This window comes from Streptomyces sp. NPDC092952, from assembly GCF_044754785.1.
Classification (GTDB): Bacteria; Actinomycetota; Actinomycetes; order Streptomycetales; family Streptomycetaceae; genus Streptomyces.
The window spans coordinates 115,240-133,027 of sequence record NZ_JBIVPT010000018.1; the positions used below are offsets into that span (position 1 = coordinate 115,240).

The 17,788-nt window shown below is 72.3% G+C and carries 18 protein-coding genes; 12 read left to right on the forward strand and 6 right to left on the reverse strand.

Annotation, left to right across the window (positions count from 1 at the left end):
* Positions 1-43 precede the first annotated feature (43 nt).
* From ACIQGQ_RS30760 to ACIQGQ_RS30780, 5 genes are all read left to right on the forward strand, one after another.
* The gene (locus ACIQGQ_RS30760; protein WP_366297405.1) at positions 44-982 is read left to right on the forward strand and encodes a cellulose-binding protein; all 939 of its coding nucleotides are present in this window, start codon (positions 44-46) and stop codon (positions 980-982) included.
* A gap of 80 nt (positions 983-1,062) precedes the next feature.
* On the forward strand, positions 1,063-2,064 hold the full coding sequence (locus ACIQGQ_RS30765) for an ABC transporter ATP-binding protein (protein WP_402401873.1): 1,002 nt from the start codon (positions 1,063-1,065) through the stop codon (positions 2,062-2,064).
* Positions 2,065-2,069: 5 nt separating this feature from the next.
* Positions 2,070-2,849, forward strand: coding sequence for an ABC transporter permease (locus tag ACIQGQ_RS30770; RefSeq protein ID WP_385215141.1), 780 nt, complete (start codon positions 2,070-2,072; stop codon positions 2,847-2,849).
* Between the two features lie 139 nt (positions 2,850-2,988).
* Positions 2,989-4,122, forward strand: coding sequence for an ATP-binding cassette domain-containing protein (locus ACIQGQ_RS30775; protein ID WP_402401877.1), 1,134 nt, complete (start codon positions 2,989-2,991; stop codon positions 4,120-4,122).
* Positions 4,119-4,961: an ABC transporter permease subunit gene (locus ACIQGQ_RS30780; RefSeq protein WP_402401880.1), complete on the forward strand. Its 843-nt coding sequence runs from the start codon at positions 4,119-4,121 to the stop codon at positions 4,959-4,961. The genes ACIQGQ_RS30775 and ACIQGQ_RS30780 overlap by 4 nt, the downstream gene beginning before the upstream one ends.
* 7 nt (positions 4,962-4,968) lie before the next feature.
* On the opposite strand, the gene ACIQGQ_RS30785 is transcribed toward ACIQGQ_RS30780, so the two are convergent.
* The gene (locus tag ACIQGQ_RS30785) at positions 4,969-5,298 is read right to left on the reverse strand and encodes an ATP/GTP-binding protein (protein WP_402401884.1); all 330 of its coding nucleotides are present in this window, start codon (positions 5,296-5,298) and stop codon (positions 4,969-4,971) included.
* Between the two features lie 211 nt (positions 5,299-5,509).
* Here ACIQGQ_RS30785 and ACIQGQ_RS30790 point away from each other — a divergent pair, with 211 nt between their 5' ends.
* A complete protein-coding gene (locus tag ACIQGQ_RS30790; protein ID WP_402401887.1) occupies positions 5,510-6,553 on the forward strand; it encodes an LLM class flavin-dependent oxidoreductase in 1,044 nt (347 codons plus the stop codon).
* A 108-nt stretch (positions 6,554-6,661) separates the two neighbouring features.
* On the opposite strand, the gene ACIQGQ_RS30795 is transcribed toward ACIQGQ_RS30790, so the two are convergent.
* Entirely contained in the window at positions 6,662-7,054 is a 393-nt protein-coding gene (locus ACIQGQ_RS30795) for an SCO5389 family protein (protein WP_352277212.1), read from the reverse strand.
* 270 nt (positions 7,055-7,324) lie between these two features.
* Here ACIQGQ_RS30795 and nucS point away from each other — a divergent pair, with 270 nt between their 5' ends.
* Complete coding sequence (nucS, locus tag ACIQGQ_RS30800) at positions 7,325-7,996, forward strand: endonuclease NucS (protein ID WP_366297412.1); 672 nt, start codon at positions 7,325-7,327, stop codon at positions 7,994-7,996.
* Positions 7,997-8,063: 67 nt separating this feature from the next.
* A complete protein-coding gene (locus tag ACIQGQ_RS30805) occupies positions 8,064-8,744 on the forward strand; it encodes a 2-phosphosulfolactate phosphatase (protein WP_402401892.1) in 681 nt (226 codons plus the stop codon).
* On the opposite strand, the gene ACIQGQ_RS30810 is transcribed toward ACIQGQ_RS30805, so the two are convergent.
* The 3 genes from ACIQGQ_RS30810 to ACIQGQ_RS30820 all read right to left on the reverse strand — a co-directional run bounded on the left by ACIQGQ_RS30810 (position 8,741) and on the right by ACIQGQ_RS30820 (position 12,902).
* A complete protein-coding gene (locus ACIQGQ_RS30810) occupies positions 8,741-11,251 on the reverse strand; it encodes an ATP-binding protein (RefSeq protein WP_402401894.1) in 2,511 nt (836 codons plus the stop codon). The two genes, ACIQGQ_RS30805 and ACIQGQ_RS30810, sit on opposite strands and share 4 nt — an antisense overlap.
* A 242-nt stretch (positions 11,252-11,493) precedes the next feature.
* On the reverse strand, positions 11,494-11,817 hold the full coding sequence (locus ACIQGQ_RS30815) for an STAS domain-containing protein (RefSeq protein WP_072486732.1): 324 nt from the start codon (positions 11,815-11,817) through the stop codon (positions 11,494-11,496).
* A gap of 236 nt (positions 11,818-12,053) precedes the next feature.
* Positions 12,054-12,902 (reverse strand): 3-hydroxyacyl-CoA dehydrogenase family protein, encoded by an 849-nt coding sequence (locus ACIQGQ_RS30820; RefSeq protein WP_366297415.1) that lies wholly within the window; start codon positions 12,900-12,902, stop codon positions 12,054-12,056.
* Between the two features lie 204 nt (positions 12,903-13,106).
* Here ACIQGQ_RS30820 and ACIQGQ_RS30825 point away from each other — a divergent pair, with 204 nt between their 5' ends.
* A complete protein-coding gene (locus ACIQGQ_RS30825) occupies positions 13,107-13,679 on the forward strand; it encodes a cob(I)yrinic acid a,c-diamide adenosyltransferase (protein WP_402401896.1) in 573 nt (190 codons plus the stop codon).
* Between the two features lie 51 nt (positions 13,680-13,730).
* Here the strand turns inward: ACIQGQ_RS30825 and ACIQGQ_RS30830 are convergent, their stop codons facing one another.
* On the reverse strand, positions 13,731-14,276 hold the full coding sequence (locus ACIQGQ_RS30830) for a hypothetical protein (RefSeq protein ID WP_402401898.1): 546 nt from the start codon (positions 14,274-14,276) through the stop codon (positions 13,731-13,733).
* Between the two features lie 150 nt (positions 14,277-14,426).
* On the opposite strand from ACIQGQ_RS30830, the gene ACIQGQ_RS30835 reads away from it, so the two are divergent.
* From ACIQGQ_RS30835 to ACIQGQ_RS30845, 3 genes are all read left to right on the forward strand, one after another.
* The gene (locus ACIQGQ_RS30835; protein WP_402401901.1) at positions 14,427-15,626 is read left to right on the forward strand and encodes a sensor histidine kinase; all 1,200 of its coding nucleotides are present in this window, start codon (positions 14,427-14,429) and stop codon (positions 15,624-15,626) included.
* On the forward strand, positions 15,623-16,273 hold the full coding sequence (locus ACIQGQ_RS30840) for a response regulator (protein WP_402401904.1): 651 nt from the start codon (positions 15,623-15,625) through the stop codon (positions 16,271-16,273). Before ACIQGQ_RS30835 ends, ACIQGQ_RS30840 begins: the two co-directional genes overlap by 4 nt.
* A gap of 169 nt (positions 16,274-16,442) precedes the next feature.
* Positions 16,443-17,788, forward strand: a 1,346-nt coding sequence (locus ACIQGQ_RS30845; RefSeq protein ID WP_402401907.1) for a glycosyl hydrolase family 18 protein, incomplete at its 3' end; no start/stop codon positions are given.

Below are 17,788 nucleotides of genomic sequence, written 5' to 3' on the forward strand. Positions count from 1 at the left end.
TTCCCCCTATAACACCTCACCGGTCTCATCCGACAGGAACCCCATGAGCGACCCTTCCTCCCCCTTCGGCTTCGAACTCGTGCGACGTGGATACGACCGCGGTCAGGTGGATGACCGCATTACCAAGCTCGTCGCCGACCGTGATAGTGCCCTGACCCGCATCACGTCTCTGGAAAAGCGCATCGAGGAGCTCCACCTCGAAACGCAGAACGCCCAGGCCCAGGTGAGCGACGCGGAGCCGTCGTACGCCGGTCTCGGTGCCCGTGTCGAGAAGATCCTCCGCCTGGCCGAGGAGGAGGCGAAGGACCTGCGTGAGGAGGCCCGTCGCGGTGCCGAGCAGCACCGCGAGCTCGCCGAGTCCGCCGCCCAGCAGGTGCGCAACGACGCCGAGACCTTCGCCTCCGAGCGCAAGGCGAAGGCCGAGGACGAGGGCGTCCGGATCGTCGAGAAGGCCAAGGGTGAGGCCGGCTCGCTGCGCGCCGAGGCGCAGAAGGACGCGGCGCAGAAGCGCGAGGAGGCGGATGCCCTCTTCGAGGAGACCCGCGCCAAGGCCGCCCAGGCCGCCGCGGACTTCGAGACCAACCTGGCCAAGCGCCGTGACCAGTCGGAGCGCGACCTCGCGTCCCGTCAGGCCAAGGCCGAGAAGCGCCTCGCCGAGATCGAGCACCGCGCCGAGCAGCTCCGCCTGGAGGCCGAGAAGCTCCGTACGGACGCCGAGCGCCGGGCCCGTCAGACGGTGGAGACCGCGCAGCGCCAGTCCGAGGACATCGTGGCCGACGCGAACGCCAAGGCCGACCGCATCCGCAGCGAATCGGAGCGCGAGCTCGCGGCGCTCACCAACCGCCGCGACTCGATCAACGCCCAGCTGACCAACGTCCGCGAGATGCTGGCCACGCTGACCGGTGCCGCGGTCGCCGCCGCCGGTGCTCCCGCCGACGACGAGCCGGTCACCCGTGGTGTCCCGGCCCAGCAGGGCCGCTGACCCTTCGGCAGAACGCCTTCAACGCGCCCGGTTCCGCCTTTGTGGTGGCGCCGGGCGCGCGGCCGTTCTAGCGTGAACGCATGATCGAGCTCGATGGCCTCACCAAACGCTTCGGCAACAAGGTTGCCGTCGACCGGCTCTCCTTCCGGGTGAAGCCCGGAATGGTGACGGGTTTTCTGGGACCCAACGGGGCGGGCAAGTCCACGACGATGCGGATGATGCTCGACCTCGACAATCCGACCAGCGGTTCGGTACGGATCGACGGCAGGCCCTACCACCAGCTCGACGAGCCCCTGAAGCACATCGGGGCGCTGCTGGACGCCAAGTCGATGCACGGCGGGCGCAGCGCGTACAACAACCTGCTCTGTCTCGCGCAGAGCAACCGCATCCCGGAGGCCCGGGTCGCGCAGGTGCTGGACACCGTGGGTCTGACCGCGGTGGCGAAGAAGAAGTCGAAGGGCTTCTCGCTCGGCATGGGGCAGCGGCTCGGGATCGCGGCGGCGCTCCTCGGCGACCCGCAGGTGCTGCTCTTCGACGAACCCGTCAACGGCCTGGACCCCGAGGGCATCCACTGGATCCGCAATCTGATGAAGGCGCTCGCCGCGGAGGGCCGGACGATCTTCGTCTCCAGCCACCTCATGAGCGAGATGGCGCTCACCGCCGACCATCTGATCGTGATCGGCCAGGGGAAGCTGCTCGCCGACACCTCGATGGCCGACTTCATCCAGCAGAACTCCCGCAGTTACGTACGACTGCGCTCGCCGCAGCCGGAGCGGCTGCGGGACGTGCTGCACGCGGAGGGGCTGGTCGTGGTCGAGACCACCGGCGGGATGCTGGAGGTCGACGGTGCCACCACCGAGGCGCTCGGTGAGCTGGCCGCACAGCACCGGATCACGCTGCACGAGCTGAGCGGCCAGCGGGCCTCGCTGGAGGACGCGTTCATGCAGATGACGGCGGGCTCCGTGGAGTACCACGCGCACGCGGACCACATGACGGCGCCACCGCCCGCGGGCCCGCAGTGGGGCGACCAGTGGAACGAGCGGACCGGTGACAGCCCGGCCGCCGACGGCAAGGAAGCGTGACGACGATGGCATCGGTACCCGCGGTCCTGACCTCCGAGTGGACCAAGATCCGTACGGTCTCGTCGACCGTCTGGACGCTGATCTCGGCGTTCGTCGTCACCGTCGCGATGGGCGCGGCCCTCTGCGCCCTGATGAACGCCCAGTTCAACGAGCTCCCGGAGCTGGAGCGGGGCACGTTCGACCCGACGCTGATCAGCTTCTCCGGCATGACCCTCGGCCAGCTGGCCATGGTCGTCTTCGGGGTGCTGGTGGTCGGTACGGAGTACAGCTCGGGCATGATCCGCACCTCGCTGGCGGCGGTGCCCAGGCGCGGCGCGTTCCTGTTCAGCAAGGTCGCGGTGGCCGGGGTGCTGGCCCTGCTGGTGGGGCTCGCGACCAGCTTCGTCTCGTTCTTCCTCGGGCAGGCGCTGCTCGGCGACCACCGCACGGACATCGGCGCGGAGCACGTGCTGCGGGCGGTGGTCGGCGGCGGGCTCTACATGGGGCTGATCGGGATCTTCTCCATGGGGGTGGCGACGATGCTCCGCAGCTCCATGCTCTCCCTCGGCATCCTGATGCCCTTCTTCTTCCTGGTGTCCCAGATCCTCTCGGTGGTCCCGGGGGCGAAGAAGGTCGCCCGCTACTTCCCGGACCAGGCGGGGTCCAAGATCATGCAGGTGGTGCCCGACGCCATGGGCAGCGCCCCGGCCCCGTACGGGCCGTGGGGCGGTTTCGGCATCCTGCTCGCCTGGGTCGCGGCCGCGCTGGTCGGCGGCTACCTGGTGCTGCGGAAGCGGGATGCGTGAGATCGTCCTGGAATCGACGCACGTATGTAACGGCTTGGCCGGAACCGTCAGCGGCTCGTTATCCTCCTAACTCTTACGGGGGCGTACGGCCATGTGGCCGGGGCCCCGACGACAGGGTTTGAGTCGATGGGGCTGAAGCATGATCGAGGCAGTCGGCCTGACGAAGCGCTACGGCGCCAAGACGGCCGTGCACAACCTTTCCTTCCAGGTGCGGCCCGGGGCCGTCACCGGGTTCCTCGGTCCCAACGGGTCCGGCAAGTCCACCACGATGCGCATGATCCTCGGCCTGGACCGGCCGACGTCGGGCAGCGTGACGATCGGTGGCCACCCGTACCGCAGTCTGCCGAACGCTCCGCGTCAGGTGGGTGCGCTGCTGGACGCGAAGGCGGTGCACGGCGGGCGCAGCGCCCGTAACCACCTGCTGTCGCTCGCCCAGCTCGCCGGGATCCCGGCCGCCCGGGTCGACGAGGTGCTCGGTGTCGTCGGGCTCCAGGACGTGGCGCGCAGGCGGTCCAGCGGCTTCTCGCTCGGTATGGGGCAGCGGCTCGGGATCGCGGCGGCGCTCCTCGGCGACCCGCAGGTGCTGCTCTTCGACGAACCCGTCAACGGTCTGGACCCCGAGGGCATCCTCTGGGTCCGCAATCTGATGAGGACGCTGGCGTCCGAGGGCCGCACGGTCTTCGTCTCCAGCCACCTCATGAGCGAGATGGCGCTCACCGCCGACCATCTGATCGTGATCGGCCGGGGCCAGCTGCTCGCCGACATGGACGTCAAGGAGTTCATCTCGGCGAACTCGGCCGACTTCGCCCGGGTCCGGGTCGCCGACGGCCCCGCCGAGGAGCGCGAGAAGCTGATCGCCGCACTGACCGGGGCGGGCGGGCAGGTGCTGTCGGAGCCGGACGGCGGGCTGCGGGTCACCGGGCTGCCGCTCCCCCGGATCAGCGACGTGGCGCACGGGGCGGGCGTCCGCCTGTGGGAGCTCTCGCCGCACCAGGCGTCGCTGGAGGAGGCGTACATGCGGATGACCCAGTCGGTCGTCGACTACCGCTCGACGGCCGACCAGAAGGCCGGTCTCGTGCCCCCGCCGGAGCCCGGACAGCCGGGCTACGGACAGCCCGAGTACCTGGCCGGGCACGGGCAGCAGCCCGTCCCCGAGGCGCCGCAGCAGAACTGGTACGCCCCGCCGCCGCCCGGCCAGAACCCGTACGCGGCGCCCCCGGCCCGGCCCACCGCAGACCTGACCACGCACGACACCAGCGAGGACGCCCGATGAGCACGCCGCCGATCCCGCAGGCACCGTCCCCGCACCACGGCACGCAGCCCGTCTTCGTCTCGCCGATCCCGGTGCGCGCGGCCACCCTCGGTGACGCGCTCGCCTCCGAGTGGACCAAGATCCGCTCGGTGCGCTCCACGATGTGGACGCTCGGCGTGATGATCGTGCTGCTCGTCGGGATCGGGGTGCTGGCGGCCATCGCCGTGAACGCGACCGGCACCGACCTCGGCTCGACCCCGGTGCTCAGCTTCGGCTTCTTCGGGGTGCTGCTGGGCTCGCTCTGCGTGATCACGCTCGGGGTGCTGACCATCGCGTCGGAGTACGGCACGGGCATGATCCGTACGACACTGACGGCCTGCCCCAGCCGCGCCCGGGTCCTCGCCGCGAAGTCGATCGTCTTCTTCCTGCTGACCTTCGTGGTCACGACCGTGACCACCGCGGTGGTCGCGATGCTGCAGACCGCGATCATCGGCGGTGCGGACGCCGACGGCTCCCAGTGGCTGGGCGCGACCGTCGGGGTCGGCCTCTACATCGCGACGCTGGGGCTGCTCTCGCTCGCGGTCGGCGCCCTCGTCCGGCACTCCGCAGGGGCGATCACGATCATGATCGGTGTGGTGCTGCTGCCGCTGGTGCTGGCCATGTTCATGCTCTCGCAGTCGCTGGAGGATCTGCGGATGTGGCTCTTCGAGTACTCGATCCCCAGCCAGCTCAGCGTCCTCTACGAGACCGCGCCCACCACGTCCGGGCCGTCCGGCTGGGAGCCGGTCTGGATCATGCTCGGCGTCACGGCCGTGGCGCTGTTCTTCGCGTTCCTCTCACTGGACCGCCGGGACGTGTGAACCGGCCTCAGTGACGAGGCGCGTTCCGGGACCGCTGCACCTGTGTGGTGCGGCGGTCCTTCGCGTTCCAGCAGGCCTTGTGCCAGTGCCGGCGGTCGTCGATCCCCCCGTACTCGGACCAGGCCACCAGATGCGGGGTGCCGGGCGGGATCTCCTGGTCGCAGCCGGGGCAGCGGTAGCGCTTGCCGGCCGCGCTCGCCCCGCTGACCGGGCGGACCGACCACTGCTCTCCCCGCCACTCCTCGGCCCGCCCGCCGCCGCCGTACCGGGCACCCGGCTCCGGCGTGCTCTCGTGGGGACTCTCGCCGCCTCGGGGGCGGTTGCGGCGCGGGGACACGTGTACACCTCTCGGGGCAGTCCGGACGGGTCCCGTCCAGCGTAGGGCCATTCGGCGGACCCCGGGCCCCGCGCCGCCCGGCCGGACCCACCGAAGAGGGTGAGTTACCGGAAAATCGCAACAACTTGCCCCAGGCCCGTGCCCTTGGCACGTGTCGGACGTTGTTGCTCTACAGGGGAGAGCCGCGTCGGCCGCAAGGAGGCAATAGGCGATGCGCGTGGGAACGTTCGTACTGGCGGCCCAGTTTCCGGGCCAGGGGGCGGCGGAGGCGCTGCACCGCGCGGTCCGGTCCGCCGAGGTCGCGGAGGAGTCCGGGCTCGATTCGGTCTGGCTGGCGGAGCACCACTTCGTGCCGTACGGGGCCTGCCCGTCCGCCGTGACGCTGGCCGGGCTGCTGCTCGGCCGGACCCGCAGGATCCGGGTGGGCACGGCGGTGAGCGTGCTGCCGACCCAGCACCCGGTGGCACTGGGCGAGCAGGCCGCGCTGCTCCACCTCACCAGCGGCGGCCGGTTCAGCCTCGGCGTCGGCCGGGGCGGCCCCTGGGTGGACCTGGAGGTGTTCGGCGGCGGGCTGGAGGCGTACGAGAAGGGCTTCCCGGAGTCGCTGGGGCTGCTGCTGGACTGGCTGCGCGAGCCCCGGGTGGCGGGGCGCGGCGAGCGGTACGCCTTCCGCGAGGTGGCCGTGGTCCCCCGCGCCGACGAGCTCCTCGTCGACGACGGAGCGGCGGCCTGCGACGGCCCCGAGGTGGTCGTCGCGTGCACCTCGCCGGGGACGGTGCGGCTCGCCGCCGAGCGGGGTCTGCCGATGCTGCTCGGGATGCACTGCGGGGACCAGGAGAAGGCGGACATGGTCGCGCTCTGGCGCTCCACCGCGCTCGACGCGGGCCATCCGCCCGAGCACGTCCGGTCGGCGGGGCACGTCTCCGCCGGGGTGGCCCAGATCGCCGACCGCCCCGAGGAGGCGGTGGAGACGCTGGTGAAGGCGATGCCGGGCTGGCTGCGCCAGGGGCTGGCCGCGCATGTGACGGTCGACGGCCGGCACCGGGTGATGCGTGATCCGGTCGCGTACACGGAGCTGCTGTGCGGGCTGCATCCGGTGGGCCCGCCGCGCCTCGCCGCCGACCGGCTCGCCGCCACCGCCGAGCGCACCGGCATCACCCGGTTCGCGCTGCTGGCGGAGGGCTCGGGAGAGCTGGCGGGCACGGAGGAGAACGTGGCGCGGCTGGGCACCGAAGTACTCCCGCTGCTCACCTGACACACCGGAGACAGGACACGCCTCCCTCGGAGGTCGGGTTCCACCGCGGGTACGGAGCTGCCGCCCCGGAACCGGTCGCGCCACCGCGGCCCGGAACGGCAGCCGCCGTCAGCAGTCCCGCAGCTCCGGCGACTGGTTGAGCAGTTGGCCGCGCACCGAGGTGAACCGGGCCAGCCGCTCGTCGGACGAGGCGTCCAGCGGGAACACCGCTACTCGGTGGCAGTTCTGGAATGCCAGACGCACCCCGAAGTGCCGCTGGAGCGCACCCCGGATCGCGTCGCTCGCAAGGGCGCGCAGCAGCTGGCCGCGCGCCTGCTCGTTGGGCGGCGGCGTCTGGTTGTCGGCGAACTCCCCGCCGTCCACCTTCAGTTGGGCCACCAACGAACTGATCATCTCCCATGCGTAGGGCAGGGAGGTCCGGACGCAGTCGACGAAGTCGGCTTCGTCGACCTCGCCTCGCTCGGCCTGTTCCAACAGCGCCGGTGAGACGTCGAGCGACATGGGGTTCTCCTCTCGCGACCCCGGCGCCGGGCCGGGGCCTTACGGGCTGGGACGGAGAGCGGCGACGCACCGTACACGCGCGACGACCTCCTGCTTCCACGGTAAGGGTGCAGTCCGGCCCGCACCAGGAGATTGGGAACACAACCGGCCATCAACGAAGGCACCCAAAGGGGGGCAACCCCGAGGGGCGCCGCACAGCAGTGACCGGAGATGCGGGTGTGACGGGGGAGAATCGCGTGGAGCCCCTCTCGTCGAGTAGCGTTGCCGACCATGCGTCTCGTCATCGCCCGCTGTTCCGTGGACTACGCCGGCCGTCTCACGGCCCACCTGCCCTCCGCTCCCCGTCTGATCCTGGTGAAGGCGGACGGGAGCGTCTCGATCCACGCCGACGACAGGGCGTACAAACCACTCAACTGGATGTCCCCGCCCTGCACCCTCAAGGAAGGCACCGGCGACAGCGCGGGTGTCTGGACCGTGGTGAACAAGGCGGGCGAGAAACTGATCATCACGATGGAGGAAGTCCTCCACGACTCGTCCCACGAACTGGGCGTGGACCCCGGCCTCATCAAGGACGGCGTGGAGGCGCACCTCCAGGAACTGCTCGCCGACCGGATCGAGACCCTCGGCGAGGGCTACACCCTGATCCGCCGTGAGTACTTCACCGCCATCGGCCCGGTCGACATCCTGTGCCGGGACGCCGACGGCGGGACCGTGGCCGTGGAGCTGAAGCGCCGCGGCGACATCGACGGCGTGGAGCAGCTGACCCGTTATCTGGAGCTGCTCAACCGCGATCCCCATCTCGCCCCGGTGCGCGGCATCTTCGCGGCGCAGGAGATCAAGCCGCAGGCGCGGGTGCTGGCGACGGACCGCGGCATCGGCTGCGTCGTGCTCGACTACGACGCCCTGCGCGGCATCGAGGACGACAAGCTGCGCCTGTTCTGACCTCCCGGACCCGCCGGACCCTCCACGCCCGTTCCCTTCCGGAGCGGGCGTGGATCATCATGCCCGGATGGACTCCCGTTTCCTCGGTATACCCGAACTGACCGAAGCCCCCTCCGTGGCGGTCGTCGTCGACGTGATGCGGGCCTTCACCGTGGCCGCCTGGGCCTTCGCCCTGGGGGCCGAGAGGATCGTGCTCACCGGCACGCTGGACGAGGCGCTGGCGCTCAAGGCCCGCCACCCGGACTGGGCGGCGCTCAAGGACGGCCCGCCCGCACCCGGATTCGACCTGGTCAACTCCCCCGGACAGCTGCGCTCCGCCGACCTCGGCGGTCGGACCGTCGTGCAGAGGACCACGGCCGGGACGGTCGGCGCCCTCGCCGTGCGGGACGCTTCGCTGGTGCTGTGCGCCGGTTTCGTGGTCGCGGAGGCGACCGCCCGGGTACTGCGCGAACGCGCCCCCGACGAGGTCACGTACGTGGTCACCGGCGAGGACGGACGGGCCGACGAGGACCTCGCCTGCGCCCAGTACATCGCCGGAAGGGCCGCCGGGGCTTCGCCGGACCCGGCCGGGTACCTCCACCGCGCCGCCGCCTCGCGCGCCGCCGCCGAGCTGACGGAGGGCATGCGCCGGGGCAGCCACCCCGACGACGTCGCCCTCTGCCTGGAGCTCGACCGGTTCCCCTTCGCCATGGTCGCGGCGGAGGAGGACGCGCTGACGGTCCTCCGCCGGTACGACGGGACTCCTTAGACGATCTCCGGTCCGTCGTCCCCGCCCGCCGACGCCGAGGTGGACGTGGCGGAGGGGCCGCTCGCCGAGTCGGAGGTGTCCGGCTCGGTGGGGCCGGGGTCGGTGGCCGTGTCGGAGGGGGTCGGGGAGTCGGACTCCGTCTCCGTGGGGGTCGGCTTCGGCGACTTCGTCGGCTTCGGCGGCGGGGAGGACTTCGTGCCGCTCTGCGTCCCGGTCGGCCGGGGCGAGGACGGCCCGGTGCTGGAGGGACCGTCCGACGAGGCGCTGTCGGACGGTCCGTCCGGGTCGGTGGACGGGTCGGTGCTGCCGCTCGGGGTGGGACCGCTGTCGGACGGACCGGGCGTCATGCCGTTGTCCGACTGCGGGCCGCCGGGCGTGGAGCCGTCCGCCGGGCCGTCGGCCGGGGTGTCGCCCTCGTCCTCGTCCTGGCCCTGCGTCTGCTCTGTCACGACGTCCTGGTTGCCCGGGACATCGTCGTCGCCGGAGGTCAGGCCCAGCGCCACCACGGTGCCCAGCACCCCGGTCAGCAGGATGCCCGCGACCGTGGCGACCAGGTTGCGGCGGGCTCCGGCGAGCAGCGCGAGGCCGCCCCGCGCGGCCCCGGCCGGGGCCTTGGGGGTGCCGCCGTGCCGCGGCACGGCGGCGGTGGCCCCGTACGGGCCGGACGTGGGCCCCGACGCCACCGGCACCACGCGGGTGGTCGGTTCGTCCGTGCGGGAGGTGATGGCGGGCAGCGGGGCCGTGACGGCGGCCGGGAGCTCCCCCTCCGGCGGGGCGAGGCTCACCGGCAGCGCGCCGCCGGCCCGGTCCGCGACCAGGGCGAGGGCCCGCCGCCCGGCGACCGCGCCGGACTTGTCGGCCAGCGCCCCGCGCATGCCGATCGAGGTCTCCAGCTCGGCCCTGGCCCGGTCCGGGTTACCGGTGAGGAGGGCGAGCACGCCCAGCTCGTGGTGGAGGTACGCCTCCTCGGCGACCTCCCCGGCGATCCGGGCGGCCTCCTGGCCGATCCGCAGCGCCCGCTCCCAGGCGCCCCAGTGCAGCCCCGCCGCGAAGGCCGGGGCGGCGCTGCGGGCCAGCAGCACGGCCACGCTGGCCTGTCCGGCCCCGTCGCCGGGGACCAGCTGGGCCATCGCCGCGAGGACCGCGTCGCCCTCGGCCGACACCCGCTCGGGGGTGACCGAGGGGTGCCCGGCCCACCAGGCGTAGTGCTGGGCCGCGGTCCGGGCGCGCTCGGTGGCGCCGTCGCCGTATCCGGCGGCCTCCAGCTGGGTCACCACCCCGGCGGCCAGCCGGTAGCGGGATCCGGCCGGGGAGAGCAGCCCGCAGCCGGCCAGCTCGCCGAGCGCGGCGTCCGCGTGGGTGTCCCCGATGAGCGCCGGGAGATGGGCCTGGTGCGGCACCTCGCCGCCGAGCGCCACCGCGAAGCGCAGGGTCTCGCGGGCGGCCTCGCTGAGCCGGGAGGCGAGCAGGGCGGCCGGGGCCGCCCCCTCCCCCAGGCTCGGCAGCGGTACGTGGACGCCGTCGACGGCCGGGTCGTGGCCGAACGGGAGGTCCTGCGCCGGGCCGTCCTCGGCGCCGTACTCCCCGGGGTCGGCGCGCAGCAGGTCGCGCTGGCGCAGCAGGGCCCCGGCCTGGACGAAGCGGAGCGGCAGCCCCTCGGACTCGAAGCGGAGGTCGCCCGCCCAGTTCCGTTCCTCCTCGGTGAGCGGGCGCTCGACGGCCCGCTCCAGCAGGTCGAGGCAGGCGCCGCGGCCGAGGCCCGCGAGGAAGACCTCTTCGAGCTGGGAGTCGGTGGTGGGCGCGGCGACGTCGGGCACCGTCGCGAACAGGAAGGCGCACTCCGGGGTGGCGTCGAGCAGCTCCTCCAGGGCGGTGCCGCCGAACTCCAGGTCGTCGAGGACGACGACGGCGCCGATGCGGCGGACCGCGTCGAGCAGCTGCGCCCGGTCGGGGCGGTGGTCCCGCGCGTCGTGGACCGCCTCGAAGAGGGCGTACAGCAGGTCGGCGGCGGTGCGCTTGTAGCCGCTGAGGCGTACGACGCCGTCGGGGGCGAGCCCGGCGCAGTCGGCCGCCACGGCGTCCAGCAGCGCCGTACGGCCGGAGCCGCCCGGCCCGGTGAGCCGTACCGAGCGCCCCTGGGTGAGCAGGCGGACGAGCCGCTCGCGCTCCCGGGCGCGTTCCAGGAGGGGCAGCTGCGGGGCGGGCGGGCCCGGGGGCACGGGCGGCGCGGCGGCGCGTTCCCGGCCGGTGCGGCCGGCCTCGGTGCGCCGGGCGGGCGGGCCGGGGTGCTCGCCGGGCGGGCACAGCTCGATCTCGCTGCCGTCGACCGGGTTGACGGTGAGGAGGTAGTCGCCCGATATGAGCCGGACGGTCCGGGCCTGCGGCGGCGCGGGCCGTCCGGGGTCCGGGGTCAGCTGGCCGCGGACCGGTCGCCGGGGTCCGGCGGCCGTACCGGGACCGTCGTCGTCCCGGCCGTACAGTTCCGGTCCCCGGTGTGTCGAATCCATCGACGAAAGCCCCCAGACGCGTCGCGCACGATTGCCCCTCCCGGCCTCGCACGCCCCGCAGTCGCTTCTGGTCCGGTGTCCGCCCGGTGGGTTCCGTCAATCGGCGGACGGGCCGAACCCTAATCCGTCGTGCGGTGTCCCCGCACAGCCGGGGGGTCGTGCCGCCCGAAGCGCTCGCTCTCGCACGGATTGCGCGGGTCTGTCCGTGGCGAGCGGCCGGGGTCCGGGCCGGGCGGGTGGTTCTACACCCGGGGCAGCGAGTCGGCGGCGATTCCGCCCTCGATGGCCAGAATGCGATGCAGCCGGGTCGCCACCAGGAGACGCTGCATCTGCGGCGGCACGCCGCGGAGCACCAGCCGTCGGCCGGCCCGGCCGGCCCGGCGGTGGGCTCCCATGATGACGCCGAGTCCGGTGGCGTCCCAGGAGTCCAGCTCGGTCAGGTCGAGCACGAGATCGCCGACCCCGTCGTCGAGGGCGGAGTGCAGGGCCGTACGGGCGTCCGCCGCGCTTCGGACGTCGAGGCGGCCCCCGACGACCAGTTCGGCGTGGTCGCCCCTGATGTGCATATGCGCTCCCCTGGAATGCTCCGTAGCAAGGTTCGTCTGTCTGTTCTGTCTCTGCCACAACTGACTCCGGCAGAGACAGGGAAGTTTCCGTCTGTAAGCGAACCGATACCGAATTCACCCCGTCGAGTGACCGAGGTGCGGCGGAGGCCGGATCGGGCCCATGGTTCCCGGGGCCCGCGCCCCGGGTCCCCGGGCGCCGGCCGACGGAGGACCGGCCCCCGGAGGACCGGGAACGATCAGTACGTGTAGAAGCCCTGCCCGCTCTTGCGGCCGATGTCACCTGCGTCCACCATCCGGCGCATCAGCTCCGGGGCGGCGAACTTCTCGTCCTGCGACTCCGTGTAGATGTTGCCCGTGGCGTGCAGCAGGATGTCGACGCCGGTCAGGTCCGCGGTGGCGAGCGGGCCCATGGCGTGGCCGAAACCGAGCTTGCAGGCGATGTCGATGTCCTCGGCCGAGGCGACGCCCGACTCGTACAGCTTGGCGGCCTCGACGACCAGGGCCGAGATCAGCCGGGTGGTGACGAAACCGGCCACGTCGCGGTTGACGACGATGCAGGTCTTGCCGACGGACTCGGCGAACTCGCGCGCGGTGGCCAGGGTTTCGTCGCTGGTCTTGTAGCCGCGGACCAGCTCGCAGAGCTGCATCATCGGGACCGGCGAGAAGAAGTGCACACCGACGACGCGCTCGGGGCGCTCCGTCACGGCCGCGATCTTGGTGATCGGGATGGCGGAGGTGTTGGAGGCGAGGACCGCGTCCTCCCGGACGATCTTGTCCAGGGAGCGGAAGATCTCGTGCTTGACCTCCAGCTTCTCGAAGACGGCCTCGACGACGACGTCCGCGTCGGCGACCGCGTCGAGGTCGGTGGTGGTCGTGATGCGGGCGAGGGCGGCCTCGGCGTCGGCCGCGTCCAGCTTGCCCTTGGAGACGAACTTCGCGTACGACGCCTCGATGCCGCCGCGGCCGCGGGCCAGGGCCTCGTCGGTGACATCGCGCAGCACCACGTCCCAGCCCGCCTGGGCGGACACCTGCGCGATACCGGACCCCATGAGTCCGGCTCCGATGACGGCGAGCTTCCTGGCCACGTCTGCACCCCTTGGTTCCGAGTTCGCCCGCACGGCTGGTCCCCGCACGGCCTGTCCTAACGCTTGTTCACATGCCCTCCGGCGGAGATTAGTACCCGGGAAGGGCCCTGGGGCCCTGAAGAGATGCGCGTCACGTCTCACATGACGGACATCACACCGGCAGGGGTCATCCGGCGGCGCGCCGGGCGTAGTTACGCTGACGGCATGGTCAATCTGACACGTATCTACACCCGCACCGGCGACCAGGGCACCACCGCGCTGGGCGACATGAGCCGCACCGCCAAGACCGATCTGCGGATCTCCGCGTACGCCGACACCAACGAGGCCAATGCCGTCATCGGGACCGCCGTCGCGCTCGGGCAGCTCTCCGAGGACGTGGTGAAGGTGCTCGTCCGGGTGCAGAACGACCTGTTCGACGTGGGCGCGGATCTGTCGACCCCGGTCGTCGAGGACCCGAAGTACCCGCCGCTGCGGGTGGAGCAGTCCTACGTCGACAAGCTGGAGGCGGACTGCGACCGCTTCCTGGCCGAGCTGGAGAAGCTGCGCAGCTTCATCCTGCCCGGCGGTACGCCCGGGGCGGCGCTGCTGCACCAGGCGTGCACGGTGGTCCGGCGCGCGGAGCGGTCCACCTGGGCGGCGCTGGAGGTGCACGGCGACGTGATGAACGCGCTGACCGCCACGTACCTCAACCGCCTCTCCGACCTGCTGTTCATCCTGGCGAGGACGGCGAACAAGGAGGTCGGGGACGTGCTGTGGGTGCCGGGCGGCGAGCGGTAGCGGGCGGGCGTCCCGGGCGGGCCCGCACCCCCGTGGCGGGCCCGGCCGGTGTCAGCGGACGGCTTTCGGCTCCTGCTTCGGGAACAGCGTGTAGCTCACGGCGATGACCAGGTTGATGCCGATGACCAGCAGCATCTTCTGCTGCCAGGCCCGCAGCGAGGACACGTCGCCGTCCCCGCCCACGTACCAGGCGGCCGCCTGGAGCAGCGCCAGCGCGGCCGCCGCCGCGAGGGTCCAGCGCCCGGCGACCCGCCACTCGTGCGCCGCGCGCGCCCTGCCGTACTTCGGCGGCTTCACCGGCGGCGGACCGCCCGCCCAGCGATGGGCGACCCGGGCGTCGACCCAGTGGATCGTGGAGTGGCCGAGCCCCACCGTGAAGCCGATGTAGACCGCGGCGAGCCCGTGCTTCCAGTCCGGCTGCGCCCCGTTCTTCAGGTCGATGGCGGTCACCACCAGCAGCACGAGCTCCAGCAGCGGCTCGCACAGCAGCACGGCCGCCCCGAGCCGCGGCTTCCTCGCCCAGTACCGCAGGGCCAGCCCGGCCGCCAGCAGCACCCAGAAGGCGACCTCACAGAGCACGATCAGTGTGACGATCACGGCGCTTCCCTTCCTCTCCCCGTTCCCTCCAGCATTCCGGCCGTCCGGGGCGTGCTCGTCGTCGGCGATGACGAACCCGCACTGCATCCTTCGATGTACCGGCGCCTCCCCCCGCGACAGGAGGCCGGCGCCCCGGTCACCGTGTTGGATATGAGGGTGTCCACGCTTCCCCGCCCGCACCGCCACGACGTGCTCCTCGCCGTGTTCGGCCTGTCCGGCGGCCTGCTCCTGTGGCTGCTGGGCCTGCACCTCCAGAGCAACCGGGTCCTCACGGCCCTCTGGGTCTGCCTGGTGCCGCTCGCCGTGGTCTCCGGGCTCGAACTGTTCCGCCGGACCGCCCCGCAGACGGGGCTGGTCGTCGGCACGCTCGCCCTGGTCGCGGACCAGTTCACGGTCGGGAACCTGGCGACGGTCCTGATGTTCACGGACCTGGTCTACGCGGCCGTGCTGTACGGGAAGCCGTCCGCCGCCCGGCGCATCCCGGTGACCACGTTCCTGATCACGGTCGGGGTCACGATCGGCTTCCTGGCCTGGTTCCGCACACCGCAGGCCCTGCTCATCGGCGTCGTCACCGCCATGGTCTCGTTCCTCCCGGCGCTCACGGCGGTGAGCGTCCGCAACCACCGGGACGCCGCCGCGACGGCCCGGCTGCACGCCGAACAGACCGCGCTGCTCGCCGAGATGGACCGGGCCCAGGCGGTGACCGCCGAGCGCGCCCGGATGGCCCGCGAGCTCCACGACATGGTGGCCAACCACCTCTCCGCGATCGCCATCCACTCCACCGCCGCGCTCTCCATCGACGATCCGGGGACCTCGCGCGAGGCGCTCGGGGTGATCCGGGAGAACAGCGTCGACGGCCTCGCGGAGATGCGCCGGCTCATCGGGCTGCTGCGCACCGGGGACACGGCGGAGCCCGCCGCCTCCCCCACGCTCGCCTCGCTGGACGCGCTGGTCGAGCAGGCCCGCACCAACGCGGCCTCCAGCGGCCTGGGGTGCTCCTTCGAGGACGTCCGGGAGGAACCGGGGCCGCTGCCCGCGCCGGTCGAGCTGGCCGCGTACCGGATCGTCCAGGAATCCCTGACGAACGCGCTCAAGCACGCCGCTCCCGGCCCCGTCACGGTGCGGCTCGGACAGTGCGGGCGGCTGCTCACGGTGGAGGTCAGCAGTGCGCTCGGGGAGCGCGGCGGACCGCGCGCGCCGGGTTCGGGGGCCGGTCTGGTGGGCATGCGGGAGCGGGTGGCGCTGCTGGGCGGCACGATCGACGCGGGCCCGTCGGCCGGCTCCGGCGGCGGGAGGATCTGGCGGGTACGGGCCGAACTGCCCGTGGAGGAAGGGGTGTCCGGACGATGACGATCCGGGTGGTGGTCGCCGAGGACCAGTCGGCCGTACGGGCGGGGCTGGTGCTCATCCTGCGCAGCGCGGGCGGCATCGAGGTGGTGGGCGAGGCCGGGGACGGCGAGGAGGCGGTGCGGCTGGCCCGCGAGCTCCGGCCGGACCTGGTGCTGATGGATGTTCAGATGCCGCGGCTGGACGGGGTGTCGGCGACCGCCCGGGTGGTGGCGGAGCGGCTCGCGGACGTCCTGGTGCTCACCACGTTCGACCTGGACGAGTACGTCTTCGGGGCGCTGCGGGCGGGGGCCTCGGGCTTCCTGCTGAAGAACACCGACGCGCACGACCTGATCGAGGCCGTCCGTACGGTGGCGCGCGGCGAGGGCCTGATCGCCCCGGCGGTGACGCGCAGGCTGATCGCCGAGTTCGCCGGGACCCGCCCCGCGCCCCCGGCGGACGGCCCCGGCGCGGAGGCGTTGGACGCGCTCACCCGGCGAGAGCGGGAGGTGCTGGGCTGCCTCGGCGAGGGGCTGTCGAACGCGGAGATCGCGGTCCGGCTCTCCATGGCGGAGGCCACGGTGAAGACCCATGTGAGCAGGCTGCTGGGGAAGCTCGGGCTGCGCAGCCGGGTACAGGCGGCCGTCCTCGCACAGGAGTTGGGCATCTGAGCCCGCCAACTGATCTTTGGTCCAGACCTCTTGACGATTGGTCCAGACCTTCCTAATCTCACCGGACACACTGCGGTGAGCACGCCATGACAAGGTGCGCTCTGGGCGGCGCAGGGTTTGCAGTTCACGGACCACCCCCGTTTGTCCGGACCTCACCCGAGGAGCACCGTTGAGCACTGAAAACCCCCTACGCCGGACCCGATTCAGACTCGGGACCGGAAGAGCCACGAAAACCCGAGCGGTCGCGGGCCTCACCGCGCTCCTGCTCCCGCTGGCCGCCATGGTCGGCCTGGCCGCCCCCGCCGAGGCCGCGACCTCGGCGACCGCCTCCTACGTCAAGAAGTCCGACTGGGGCAACGGCTTCGAGGGCCAGTGGACGGTGAAGAACACCGGCACCACCGCGCTCTCCTCCTGGACCATCGAGTGGGACTTCCCCTCCGGCACCGCGGTCGGCTCCGCCTGGGACGCCACCGTTACCAGCTCCGGAACCCACTGGACCGCCAAGAACCTCGGCTGGAACGGTTCGGTCGCCCCCGGCGCCTCCGTCAGCTTCGGCTTCAACGGCACCGGCACCGGCGCCCCCACCGGCTGCAAGCTGAACGGCGCCTCCTGCGACGGCGGCAGCGTCCCCGGCGACAACGCCCCCTCGGCCCCCGGCACCCCCACTGCCAGCGGCATCACCGACACCTCGGTCAAGCTGAGCTGGACCGCCGCGACCGACGACAACGGCATCAAGAACTACGACGTCCTGCGGGACGGCGCGGTCGTCTCGACGGTCACCGGCACGACGTACACCGACTCCGGCCTGAAGGCCGGCACCGACTACTCGTACACCGTGCAGGCCCGTGACACCGCCGGCCAGACCGGCCCGGTCAGCGGCGCGGTCAAGGTGCACACCACCGGTGGCGGCGGGGGCAACCCCGACCCGGGCACCGGCGGCAAGGTGAACCTCGGCTACTTCACCGACTGGGGCGTCTACGGACGCAACTACCACGTCAAGAACCTGGACACCTCCGGTTCCGCCGCGAAGATCACGCACATCAACTACGCCTTCGGCAACGTCCAGGGCGGCAAGTGCACGATCGGTGACTCGTACGCCGACTACGACATGGCCTACACCGCCGACAAGTCCGTCGACGGCGTCGCCGACACCTGGGACCAGCCGCTGCGGGGCAGCTTCAACCAGCTGCGCAAGCTCAAGGCGAAGTACCCGCACATCAAGGTCCTGTGGTCGTTCGGCGGCTGGACCTGGTCCGGCGGCTTCGGTGAGGCCGCCAAGAACCCGGCCGCGTTCGCCGACTCCTGCTACAACCTGATCGAGGACCCCCGGTGGGCCGATGTCTTCGACGGCATCGACATCGACTGGGAGTACCCCAACGCCTGCGGCCTGACCTGCGACACCAGCGGCCCGGCCGCGCTCAAGGGCCTCACCTCCGCGCTGCGCACCAAGTTCGGCAAGGACTACCTGGTCACCGCCGCCATCACCGCCGACGGCTCCGACGGCGGCAAGATCGA